The 12119-nt window shown below is 37.8% G+C and carries 15 protein-coding genes; 3 read left to right on the forward strand and 12 right to left on the reverse strand.

Annotated elements, in window-relative coordinates; all coding sequences use genetic code 11:
• Position 1: 1 nt before the first annotated feature.
• Positions 2-487, reverse strand: coding sequence for a VanZ family protein (locus tag BR72_RS04750; protein WP_035430569.1), 486 nt, complete (start codon positions 485-487; stop codon positions 2-4).
• A gap of 111 nt (positions 488-598) precedes the next feature.
• On the opposite strand from BR72_RS04750, the gene BR72_RS04755 reads away from it, so the two are divergent.
• Together BR72_RS04755 and BR72_RS04760 are read left to right on the forward strand one after the other, a co-directional pair.
• Positions 599-823, forward strand: coding sequence for a DUF1659 domain-containing protein (locus BR72_RS04755; RefSeq protein WP_035430570.1), 225 nt, complete (start codon positions 599-601; stop codon positions 821-823).
• 19 nt (positions 824-842) lie between these two features.
• Positions 843-1058, forward strand: coding sequence for a DUF2922 domain-containing protein (locus BR72_RS04760; protein ID WP_035430571.1), 216 nt, complete (start codon positions 843-845; stop codon positions 1056-1058).
• Positions 1059-1087: 29 nt separating this feature from the next.
• Here BR72_RS04760 and BR72_RS04765 read toward each other — a convergent pair whose 3' ends face one another.
• Positions 1088-1477 carry a DUF4359 domain-containing protein gene (locus BR72_RS04765; protein ID WP_035430572.1) on the reverse strand — a complete coding sequence of 130 codons (390 nt, stop codon included), beginning with the start codon at positions 1475-1477 and terminating at the stop codon, positions 1088-1090.
• A 229-nt stretch (positions 1478-1706) separates the two neighbouring features.
• On the opposite strand from BR72_RS04765, the gene BR72_RS04770 reads away from it, so the two are divergent.
• Positions 1707-2210 carry a competence protein ComK gene (locus BR72_RS04770; protein WP_035430573.1) on the forward strand — a complete coding sequence of 168 codons (504 nt, stop codon included), beginning with the start codon at positions 1707-1709 and terminating at the stop codon, positions 2208-2210.
• 48 nt (positions 2211-2258) lie between these two features.
• Here the strand turns inward: BR72_RS04770 and BR72_RS04775 are convergent, their stop codons facing one another.
• The 10 genes from BR72_RS04775 to BR72_RS04815 all read right to left on the reverse strand — a co-directional run bounded on the left by BR72_RS04775 (position 2259) and on the right by BR72_RS04815 (position 12118).
• Positions 2259-2738: a sigma-70 family RNA polymerase sigma factor gene (locus BR72_RS04775; RefSeq protein ID WP_035430574.1), complete on the reverse strand. Its 480-nt coding sequence runs from the start codon at positions 2736-2738 to the stop codon at positions 2259-2261.
• A gap of 242 nt (positions 2739-2980) precedes the next feature.
• On the reverse strand, positions 2981-3646 hold the full coding sequence (locus BR72_RS04780) for a YknW family membrane protein (protein WP_035430575.1): 666 nt from the start codon (positions 3644-3646) through the stop codon (positions 2981-2983).
• A gap of 246 nt (positions 3647-3892) precedes the next feature.
• On the reverse strand, positions 3893-5092 hold the full coding sequence (locus BR72_RS04785) for an ABC transporter permease (protein ID WP_035430576.1): 1200 nt from the start codon (positions 5090-5092) through the stop codon (positions 3893-3895).
• Positions 5089-5769 carry an ABC transporter ATP-binding protein gene (locus BR72_RS04790; RefSeq protein ID WP_035430577.1) on the reverse strand — a complete coding sequence of 227 codons (681 nt, stop codon included), beginning with the start codon at positions 5767-5769 and terminating at the stop codon, positions 5089-5091. Before BR72_RS04790 ends, BR72_RS04785 begins: the two co-directional genes overlap by 4 nt.
• Positions 5766-6953, reverse strand: a complete 1188-nt coding sequence (locus BR72_RS04795; protein ID WP_035430578.1) for an efflux RND transporter periplasmic adaptor subunit — start codon at positions 6951-6953, stop codon at positions 5766-5768. Before BR72_RS04795 ends, BR72_RS04790 begins: the two co-directional genes overlap by 4 nt.
• A 276-nt stretch (positions 6954-7229) precedes the next feature.
• The gene (locus tag BR72_RS26235; protein ID WP_156107898.1) at positions 7230-7370 is read right to left on the reverse strand and encodes a hypothetical protein; all 141 of its coding nucleotides are present in this window, start codon (positions 7368-7370) and stop codon (positions 7230-7232) included.
• 80 nt (positions 7371-7450) lie between these two features.
• Positions 7451-8791: an MFS transporter gene (locus BR72_RS04800; protein WP_035430579.1), complete on the reverse strand. Its 1341-nt coding sequence runs from the start codon at positions 8789-8791 to the stop codon at positions 7451-7453.
• A 19-nt stretch (positions 8792-8810) separates the two neighbouring features.
• Positions 8811-9845: an ABC transporter substrate-binding protein gene (locus BR72_RS04805; protein WP_035430580.1), complete on the reverse strand. Its 1035-nt coding sequence runs from the start codon at positions 9843-9845 to the stop codon at positions 8811-8813.
• Positions 9842-10624 carry a DUF3919 family protein gene (locus BR72_RS04810; RefSeq protein ID WP_035430581.1) on the reverse strand — a complete coding sequence of 261 codons (783 nt, stop codon included), beginning with the start codon at positions 10622-10624 and terminating at the stop codon, positions 9842-9844. The genes BR72_RS04805 and BR72_RS04810 overlap by 4 nt, the downstream gene beginning before the upstream one ends.
• Positions 10625-10690: 66 nt before the next feature.
• The gene (locus tag BR72_RS04815; protein ID WP_035430582.1) at positions 10691-12118 is read right to left on the reverse strand and encodes a sensor histidine kinase; all 1428 of its coding nucleotides are present in this window, start codon (positions 12116-12118) and stop codon (positions 10691-10693) included.
• Position 12119: the final 1 nt, after the last annotated feature.

Raw genomic sequence — 12119 nt, forward strand, 5'->3', positions numbered from 1 at the left:
TTCAGCTCCTTTTTCTTCTCCAAATAAAACAGCTTATTAGAATACCCGTGAAACCACCACATGTATCTAATACGGAATCTTGCCACATTGGTGTACGGTCACCTGTGAAGGATTGATGAATCTCATCCATGCCCGCATACACAGCAACAAGAAACACGGCCAGCCAAAAAACTTGTTTTCGCTTCAAGCCACACTTCAATAATGCGAAATATGACAATGCCCCCAGAATACCGAACACAATAAAATGAGCTCCTTTACGAATAAAAAATTCGAGAAAACCATCGACCCCTTTGTTCACAATGCTAACAGGAGTACCCCCTCCATAATCAATGGATACCCATGAAAAATGCTCTTTCACAAATTCCACATTCACATATTTTGTGATATCTGGACGTATATCTTGATCCTGATATGGCTGAGAAGATGAATAAAAAATGATCCCCATCCATGCTAAAACGGGAATCCAAAATAACCACTTATGCTTCATGTTTGAAACTCCTTACTTTATTTCTCTTAAGCGTAACAAAAAAAAGGAAAAAATTCACGCCAAAAATGTAACGTTACCACCTATATATATGACGAAAGGGAGGTGAAAGGCATGGCGATTCAAACGATTGTATCTGATATGAGCTTACGTCTTGTCCTAAATGGTGGTACAGACAAAAATGGTAAAGCGATTATGAAAAACAAACAATTTAAAAACGTCAAACCTGATGCAGACTTAAACAAAGTACACGAAGTTGCATCTGCAATTGCTTCACTGCAACAGCAAAAACTTGATTCTGTTCAGCTTGTTAGCACAACTGACGTATCTAACCAATAATAAAAGGAGGGAATAACAAATGGAAGTACTAGAACTTGTTTTCTTAAAAGAAGACGGTAAAACAACTACTTTTTCAATCGAAAATCCTGTTACACCAGTAAACGAACAAACCGTAAATAGCGTCATGGATACCATTCTATCCGCTGGCATTTTCCTAACGCTTGGGCAGCATGCTCGCAAAAAAGGCGCACGTATTGTCGAAAAGAGTATTTCTGAAGTAAAAATTAACATATAAACAAAAAAGAAAGAGGAGTACCAATGCGGTTACTTCTCTTTCTTTTTTGGCATTTCAACTGGTATAAAGATATTTGAAATACCGACTGAAACATATTTATAATTTTCTTTCCCTAGCTGAAACTCCGTTGTATATGTCGAGAAAAAAATATAGTCATTCCGCTTTGTATAATGATCGATTAATAAACCAACTTGCGGCTCTACATAACTCTTCGCTAATTTCTTTCCAATGGTAGCTAATTCACCAAGAAGCCCTTCTTTATCTTCTTGCTCAACTTCCGTCAATTTCTTATGAATATCATTCCTTTTCATAAACTGCTTTGCTGCCCAGTCTGTATATTCCCCTTTACTCGGGTTGCTATTTGCTAAATATACGAAGAGTACTAGAACCAAAGCGAGAAACACATATTTCTTTTTCATATTTCCTCACCGCCTATCCTTTCTATTTTCATATATATGGAATCCTATTGCAAATTAGACAACCTAAATAGCTACAAATTTCTAACAAGGAATCCCTTCCGCATATATCGAGAAAAAACAGTAAATAAATACATTTTTTAACATTAATTTACAAATTCTTTAAATTGTTTTTATATTTTATTCTTATAATAGGAAGTGTAATTCATTACAATATGAGGAGGCTTTTCCATTGACTGACTTAGTTGATTGGTATGAAATTTCCGCGCAAACGATGGCACTTGAGGCGTACGCTCATCCTGTTTATCAAACAAAAATTTGGGAAACGCAAAGAATCATCTTTTCAGTGAAAACACCGCTGCAACTCATTCGTGAAAGTTGCATTATGCGAAACTACTCGACTTATGAAGGAAAACGATTAGCCATTCAAGAATGTTGCCACTTTAAACAAAACGTCCCAATCCCTATTGATCATCAACACTTCATGTGCGCCATTCCTACAAAATCACCTTCATCTTGGCCATGCTCCTGGATATTTTATGCTTACATCGAAAGACTGGAACGTCACGATTCTCGCCACACAAACATCTATTTTCGTAATGGTAAAAATCAAATCTTCCCTATTAGTCCCAATCAAATGGAGAATCAATGGATAAAAGCTGGTCACATTTTAGCTAAACTCAATCTTCTAGATAAAATGAAACTACCAGTAGATCATTCTTTTCCTCCTCTTTGAGTGAACTCTGCATACATATAGAAAAGGGAGGCTATCTGCTCCCTTTTTCTATTCTTTTCCCACTGCATGCAGCCGCATTTTCTTCAGCGCTTGTCTATATATCCAGCGCGTTTGATGATACGTCATCCCGAGCTCAGTTGCAATCTCATGTATTTTCTTCCCACCGTAGAAATGCTCAAATAAGACAAAGCTTTCCTTCTCTTCTAGCATACTCATATACTCAAATGCCTCTTCTTGCTTCTCCTCACCGCCGATATTTTCTAACATATGCCACTCCGTACAAACCTCCTGGTCTTGAACACGACACTCCTTCTTTAACTGCCCTAGCAAATACCCCCGCACCGTCACAAGCGCATATGCCGGAAAACTTCCCTTCTCCTCATCATATTTCTCATACGCTCGCCAAAGTGCAATGAGCCCGCATTGATAATACTCTTCATAATCACGGTAAATACAAAGCTTCTTCATTTGATTTTTAATCATCTTCTCATACAGCGCTACTGTTTCCGTAAAGGTAACTGGCTTCACATTTGACCCATTTCTAAAAGGTATACCTCTTTGTTATTCCGCGGTACCTTTACCTTATAAAAAAACAGCAGCCCCTTCACCGCACTGCATTTCATGATAGACTAGCAAAATTTCAAATTTACCTATGCAACATTTGAAGTTCTGCTAGTCTTATGTGAGATTCCATAGCAATTTTATCGAAACGTTATGCAACATAAAAAAAGGTTGTCGGGAAATTCCCGACAACCTTCTCATCATTTTACTTAAGCACCAAAACCTCTGAAAGCACTAAAAGCAAGAGAAATAAGAAAGAAAATCACAACAAGAATCGTTGCTTGTTTCTTGCTTAAGCCAGCTGTAATGTGCAGTCCTAACCATGTTACAAATAAACCCCAAATTGCAAAGATTTCAATTGAGTTTCCAATCCCAAATGCAGTTGTCCCTTTTTCAAATAAAGGTCCTAAGCTTGTATAGCGTACAGTTCCATCAGTGCCTAGTACAATTGCTAATACAGCATTCACTAATAAACCGATGCAGCTAATGATACCTGAATATACTGTAATAGATAATAATTTCTTATAAGATGTATCATTTCCCATAAACATCATAATAACTTTATACAATGCAGCTCCAATAAAAAACATAATTGCCGTCATAAATAGACCAGTAACAAATGCCCCACCCATTATAAAGTACTTAGCAGTTCCAGTAGGATCCTCTTTAAGCGCTTCTACCATTATAGGGTTTTTTAACGATGCATAGCCAATCGCCATGAATCCAAGTCCACCTAAAAGAACTAATAAGAAAAACGCGCCCCACACCGGTGCATTAGTTCTCATTCTCTCAAACTGCAAACTAGGAGAAGTAATCATTCCAAATAATGATGGCTTCTCTCCACTTACCTTCTGCGTGTTTACGTTCACTTCCATATGTAAAGCCCCCCTTTATTTTATACCCGTTCTAACGGGTGGTGAATCCCCACTTTTTCAAACAGGGATTCACCACCCACAAGAACTGGGTGTGATATATAAATACAAATTGAAAATCAACATAAAATGGCCATGCTTGAAGTGGTCAAGGCCCATTGCTGCCACAGGCAATGTTAAGCGAGCCGTATCACTTTTGTTTTACATAACAACAACTTGGATGTTGAAGAATCAAAATAGATCTATATATTATTCATAACGCAGCGCTTCGATTGGATCTAATTTCGCTGCTTTGTTTGCTGGAATTAATCCGAAAATAATGCCGAGCGTCATCGAGAATAAGACGCCGCCAACGACAACTTCCCATGAAACAAGCGGTGGCCATTTCGCAAAGGTAGAAACGATATAAGCGCCTCCGTATCCAAGGCCAATTCCAATTAAACCGCCAAGAAGTGTTAACATCACAGCTTCGATTAAGAATTGCAGCAAGATTTTCCCGCGCGTTGCACCGAGCGCTTTCCGAACACCAATTTCGCGCGTACGTTCTGTAACAGATACGAGCATAATATTCATAACGCCGATACCTCCAACGACAAGGGAAATACCCGCAATACCGCCGATAATCATCGTCATAATACTCGTTACTTTTGAAATACTTTCTTTCATCTTCTCAATATCGAGAACTTCATATTTCCCTGGAATATCATTTGGTTTGCGGTCGTTTAAAACGCCAACAGCCTTTTTCCCAGCGGATTCCATTTGATCAACATTTTTTACTTGCACTGAAATACTTTGAATTTCATCTTTTCCATATAGTGTTGCCCAAAGCGAAATCGGAATTAATATTTCCGACGGTCCCATGCCCATAAAGCTATTATCTGATTTATACACTCCGATAATTTGCAATGGCTGACCTTTTATCTCGATAATTTTCCCAACAGGATTTTCTTTCGGATAAAACGTCTCCTTCGCTTTCGTACTAATCATTACAACGTTATTGCCCTGCTCAACATCTGATTCATGTAAAGAACGGCCTTCAGTCAATTTTATTTTATTTACCGCAAAATATTCGCTATCAAGTCCAATAATATTAATCATGCTTTTTTTATCATTAATATCGATTGGTTCCATACCCGAATTCGTCGTAACAACATGGCTAATCTCTGGCAATTGTTTCAACGCGAGAATATCTTCTTCTTTTAATTCAGGACGTTCTCCCATTCCCGCTGCATACGGATCATCGATATCCGTTTGAAACTGAAGTGGAATTACATTATTACCGATACCGGCAAATTGAGACTTCAGCATCGCTTCCCCGCCTTGTCCAATTGCAACGACAGTAATAATGGAACCAACACCGATAATAATCCCAAGCATTGTCAGTACGGAGCGCAGCTTATGAGCTAGAATAGAAGAAAGAGCAATTTTAATACTATCTAGTAAACTCATACAGCACACCTTCTATCTTCTGTAATTTTCCCATCTCTGAGCACAATGCGGCGAGATGAATACGCTGCTACTTCCTCTTCATGCGTAACCATTACAATCGTTGTACCTTCTTTGTTTAGCTGGGTGAAAATATTCATAACTTGTTCACCCGATTTTGTATCAAGCGCACCGGTTGGTTCATCGGCCATAATGAATGTTGGATCATTCGCAATCGCACGTGCAATTGCCACACGCTGCTTTTGTCCACCTGATAATTCATTTGGCAAGTGATGGACGCGATCTGCCAATCCAACCTTCCCTAATGCCTCTAATGCCCGCTCGCGGCGCTCCGCTTTCTTTATACCACCGTAAATAAGCGGGAGCTCTACATTCTCCACCGCCGAAAGACGGGGCAGCAAGTTAAAGTGCTGGAACACAAAACCGATATATTCATTTCGAATAAGCGCCAATTTTGACTCATCTGCTGTTAAAACATTCACATCATTCAGCGTATATTCGCCTTCTGTTGGACGATCGAGACAACCGATAATATTCATAAGCGTTGATTTCCCCGATCCAGATGGTCCCATAATCGAAACAAATTCACCGCTATCAATTCTTAAACTAATACCATGTAAAATTGGTACAGCTAAACTTCCTTGATAATATGTTTTATGAATATTGTTTAAGGTAATCATTTTTTCTTCACTTCCATTCCGTTAAACACTTTATCGGAAGGATTTTCAACCACCTTTTGTCCTACTGTTACGCCTTCAACTACTTCAGCCCAATCTCCATCACTTGAACCTTTTTTCACAATTTGTTTGCGAAGCTTTCCTTTATCCTCTACATACACAAATGATTCTTCTTTTTCTGTTACAATACTTTTACTAGGAACAGCAACCATTTTCTTATTTTCTAAGTTTACTTGAATAGACACATGATAACCTGGTGATAATCCATCTTGGGAATCTAATGATGCTTTATATGTATAATAAGACATATTTTGGTTTGCTTCTCCGCCTGCTGAAGCTTGTGTAGTTACTTCTGCACTTGTCGGATATTCGCTTACCTCAGTAATTTTTCCAGTCCACTTCTTCTTTGGCGCTGCCTTTGCCGTCACTGTAATTGTTTGATCTTTTTGGATTTGTGATTTTTGTAGTTCAGTTAATGTACCTTGAATTTGGAATGCATCCTTAGAAGCGATTTGCAAAAATGATTTCCCTTGTCCACCCAATGCTGACGTAGAACCTTGCGAAGCATCTTTATCAAGCTTTTGTACAACACCGGCAAAATTACTATAAACCGTAAGTTCACCTTGTTTTTTCTTTAATTCTTCTATATGAAGATTCACTTTTTCTTTTTCAAGATCAGATGTTTTTTGTTGCAATTCTAATTCATTTAATTGCGATTCTAACGGCTCGATTGCCTCTTTCGTCGCCCCGCTATCCTTCGCTTTCTTAATATCTTGTTTCAATGAATCTATTTTTTTCTTTCCTTGATCAAAGCGCATAGAAGCCACTTTTTGTTCTATTTCTGCTTGCTTCACTTGCAAATTAGTTTCTTCATTATCATAAGAGAACAGCTTGTCCCCTTTCTTCACTTCTTGCCCTTCTTTTACAGCAATATCTTTTACTTTTCCTTTAGTTGCATCCGTATAGAAACTCTCAATATTCCCTGGTTTTACTTGGCCAGAAATGAGTTTTGTATTATTAAGCTGACGCTCTGTTACTTCTGTAAACTTTACATCTGCTGTAGTCCCTTTTTTCTTACCCTGCATAATAAAAATATTAACAGCAGCAACGATAATAATAAGTGCAATAACTCCAATGATGATCCACTTTTTCTTTTTATTCGGAGTACGAACCGTATTTGGTAACATTTTCTCTCTCCTTTTATTTAAATTGTTAATATAATTAAATTATACAAACTTTTCCAAAATATCTCAACAAACATTCGACATTTATTACATTTATATTACATAGTCTGTATATTACAAATTGTATCAAACAATGGCATGTTTTAAAATTCAATATTTTCTAATATGCAAATATGCATATTTTCCTTAAACAAACGTTTGATTAACAGCTCAAAATAACCGTTAATTGTTGACTGTATTGAGTTTAAAATCTCTCAGGCGCCACTTTTAAAAATCCTCTTATAAATCTACATCTGTGGAATTATTTGAAGTAGGTAAATCTTTCGGTACCCCCAGTCTAATTTCATATATATTCTCACCTGTTACAACAATTGCCGTACAACGATAAGTTCTTTCCACTTCAGTCGTAAACATTTGCATATCAACATCTCAACCTTTAAACAAACGTTTGATTAAAAAAAGAGAATCTATCAATTGATAGATTCTCCTCTTCAAAATGATTAAGCAGTTTGCTTCTTAGACGCTTTTCTCTCATGACCAAATTGAACGATGAATAAGAATACAGTAGATAAAATACCACCTGCTATTAATAGAATGAAACAACCATCCCAACCAGAGCGATCAACGATAACACCAATCGCTGCGTTGGCAACTAGGCTTCCGCCTAAATAACCGAACAAGCCGCACATACCTACTGTTGTACCAATTGCGAATTTTGGTACTAATTCCATTGCACTTAAACCAATTAAAAATTGTGGTACGTAGATTAAGCAACCAATAATCGAAACTGCCGCACTTACAACAAGTATGTTAGATGCTTGCCAGTATACGAACGTTCCAATAACAACACCAACCATACTAAACACACATAGTGACATACGTTTCCCTTTGAATAACTTATCACTTAACAAACCAACGATTAATGAACTTGGAATTGCCATAACTTCAAAGATTGAGAACGCTGCATGTGCTTCTGCTTTTGTAAATCCTTTAACTGTTGTTAAATAAATTGGTACCCAGTTAATTACACCGAAACGAATTAAATATACAAATGCGTTCGCAATACATAAATACCAAACAAATTTATTTTTCACTACATATTTCATTAAAATTTCTCTTGGTGACATTTTGCCCGCATTGTCTGCCTTCTCAAGATCTTCATAGTCATTACGATATTCATCAATTGGTGGAAGACCGACAGATTCTGGTGTATCCTTCGCATTGATCCACATAAGAATTGAAATGACCATTGCAATAATCGCCGGGAAGATGAACACGCCAGCTTGCCAATGACTTTCACCGAAAATACCAACACCAATTCCAACAACCGGTGGTACAAGCATCGCGCCGATATTATGTGAAATATTCCAAAGTCCTGTTTTCGTACCGCGTTCTTTCTTCGAGAACCACTTTGCCATTACAGTACTACAAGGCGGAGCCCCCATACCTTGGAAAACATTATTTAATACTAATAATGTTAAAATCATGCCAAATGAAGATGCAAAACCAAAACAAATATTTATAATTGCAGATAAAAATAATCCAACCGCTATAAAGCGCTGAGCATACGCTTTATCTGATAAATTCCCCATAAAGAACTTACTTAGTCCATATACAATCGCCACAACGGAACCTAGTAAACCAATATCCGTTGTAGTAAAACCATATTCTTTCATTAAGTACGTACTAGATAACGTAAAGTTACTACGAACTAAATAATACGCTGCATACCCGACCGAGATTCCAAGTAATACACGAAGACGTAGTAGTTTGTATAATTTGTCGATCATATTCGCTGGCAAACGCTCGATTGCTGGTGCAGGTTTAAGCCAATTAAACATATTATCTCTTCTCCTTTTTTCACTTTTGAGAGAGACGTTGTCTATTCCATAACTCGATGATTCCACTATCTGATACTGATTGATTCGTTCTTCCAACTGGCTGACCTTGCACTTCTTGCTGACGCTTTGCAAGCATCGTTGGTACGCCAAACGAAACTTTTTCTAAAATATGCCCCGCTTCTTCTGATAAACAATAATCAATAAATAAATCCGCTATAATACCACTCGGTGCATGTTGTATTTTAGAAATCGCATTAACAGATAAACCTGTTTGCTTCGGTACCTTACTTACAATTGGAAAGCCTTGCTTTTGCAGCATACGCTGGTCTCCGATGAAATTAATGCCGATAATCGATTCGCCACTCGCAACATATTCCGCAGGCATATAACCATTAACCGTTACCTTTGCAACTTGTTTGGCAAGCCCCACCGCAAATTTGTTTGCTTCTTCTTCTCCAAACGTATCTATTAATGATTGAAACAACGTATACGCTGTTCCTGATACATTCGGATCAGGTATGACAATCTTTCCAGCATAAGCAGGATGTAATAAATCTTTCCATTCCGTGGGATACGAAAGTCCAAGCGGTTCTATTTCCTGTTTCCATCGCTCCTTATTAATAGCAATCGCCAGCTGCTCTACTTCATAACCATACCAATAGCCATCTTTATCTTTTACGGCTTTTGAAATGTTATTAGCATGCTGACTTGTTACAGGAATCGAAATGTCCTTTCGCTTCATCATCTGATGAGCATCTAATGTGCCCCCAATAATAACATCTGCTTTTGGGTTATCAGCTTCCGCTTCTACTCTTCTTAACATTTCCTCTGTAGAAAGACGAATAAATTCATACGTACATCCTCGCGCCCTGCAAAAAGACGATAACAATGCCTCGCCTACCTCTTCACGCGCTGCAACATAAGCAACGAGATGACGATCTTTTAAAATCGGAAGACCGCCTTCATCATATTTAATAGTGGTTGTATCTCGAGAGCAACTAGACATCGCTCCTCCTATTACTAGCAAAAAGAAGAAAAAGGCTATCTTTTTCATGAATGATTCTCCTTTACAAATAACGACGCTAGGGAGCCTTTCATATACATAACATTTCCATTATTATCGCCGAGATATTGAACAACAAAGTAATTTCCATATACAGAAATCGTAAGAATATCCTCGCGCCTATTCTTTACCTGTTTTCCATTTTGATAAGCGGTTATATAAGCGATTGGATCTTTCTGCGCATACAGCAAATTTTGAATTTCGGCATAATCCGTAATTTGTTTCGCTTGCCGGATTCGCGCCAGTATTAGGTCCAAATCAGCAGCACGCACATCATCACCTTGCCGCACAACCACTTCCTTTGCACTCGCAAAGAAATCACTAATTCTCTCAGGCGTATAATATAAACTTAACAAATACGTTTGAAACGCAGAAATCATAGGATCTGTACCATTCTTTCCGTACACATCTGCCTCATACTGAAACAAATCACCTACTGCAAACGTACGCTTATGTCCGTTCAAGTACGTTATTTCTCCAGTAAAAACTTTCTCTAAAATATCTGCATGATTCTTTTCGGTTCGAATCCGATCAAAAAATGAGATAATCGCATGCAGACGAACCTCGTCTGTGACAACTACTTCTCCCCACTTCTCGTGCTTTACTCTTACTTCAATAGGAACAGATTCATTTGCTCCTTTTAAAACAGCTTGCTTGTCATTTACAATAGTAACGCGGTTGTACAACTGCTCTTCAATAAAATAAAACAAAAAAATAAAACAAATCATACAACAGACAAACAAGAGAACTTGAAATGATAGCCTTTTCATTTCTGCCTACCTCCAAGATAAAAAAACGTTGTTTCGAAAATACCGCATAAATGTTTCATAAATGTATCATTTAATCGCTTTCAAATTTTTTATATCTTCCATATACCTTGGCAACAGAAATGTCATGTATATCATCGTTCCCATATCATTACTTTCAATTCGCATGCTTCCACCTTGCTTATTCATAATCTCCTTACAGATCAACAAACCGAAGCCATTCCCATAACTAGAAGATAGCACCTTCTCCTTAGTAGAACGATTCCATTCTGCAAGTACCTCATCATCCATTCCAATTCCATCATCATAAATCAATATTTTTACTTCATGTCCATTTACAACCGCACTTAACCTCATCTGAGAAGCATCACTATATTTAATCGTATTATCAAATATATTTAAGAAAATCTGCTTCGTCTTATCAAAATCAGCAATGACGTACGTAGCATATAATTCATTGCTAACATCTACCTCATATTGCTGCAGGCGCGGCTTTACAATCGAAATGGCTTCATCCGCAATTTGCTTTATATCCACAATCGTCGGTGAAACTTCAAACGTACTCGTTCCATACTTCGAAGATTGCAATAACTCCTCCACTAACGATAATAAACGCTGACTCTCTATCGAAATATAATGAAGACTGTCCTTCACATCGCGCTCATTCTGCAGTTTTGGAATCAAGTCAACATAACCAATAATGGCAGTAAGCGGTGTTTTCAACTCATGCGTAATTCGGTCCAAGAAATCCTTCTGCTTCTCTTTCTCTTCTCGTAATTGCGTCATGTGTAACTCAATTGCATCGGCCATTGCATTAAAAGAAGCCGACAACTGGGCAATTTCCACATACTCTGTTAACTCAATTTTGCTTTTATAATCACCATTAGCAAGGCGCTTTGCCATTTGCCTTAATTGATCAATTGGTTTATGAAGCGAATTTGCCAAACGAATCGCAAAGAAAATGCCGCCTGCCACTAAACAAATCGATGTCACGACAAATGTCCAGCTCACATTCAACAATACTTCCTTTTCATCACGCAGCTCATCTACAAAGCGGATTGCTCCAATCACTTCATTCCCATAATAAACCGGACTCGAAAACAGTAGTAACGGCGCTGGATCACCATCTTCAACAACATAAGCCTTCTTCCCTTGCAGCGAATGCCTAATATCGACATTCCGATAAAGAAGCGCCCCTTTTTGCGTATCCGCCACAACTTCTCCGTTTTTCCCGATCATCTGAACACGGATATCCATCCGCTTTGCTAAATAAGAAGCAATCAATAACGAATTAGGCCCAAGCGTCTCCACTTCCGCCTCCTTCTCCAAATAATTCATCGTATATATTTGGGCTTCCACACTTAACTTCTCGAGCGAACTTGCCGCATTCCGATACATATTCTTTTCAAGTGAAATGTAAATCACCATATAAAGAAGAAACAAAATGGGAATCAATAATCCTACTATACCAAGCACCATATTTCGTTTTAATGACATC

Source organism: Bacillus sp. UNC322MFChir4.1, assembly GCF_000746135.1.
GTDB lineage: Bacteria > Bacillota > Bacilli > Bacillales > Bacillaceae_G > Bacillus_A.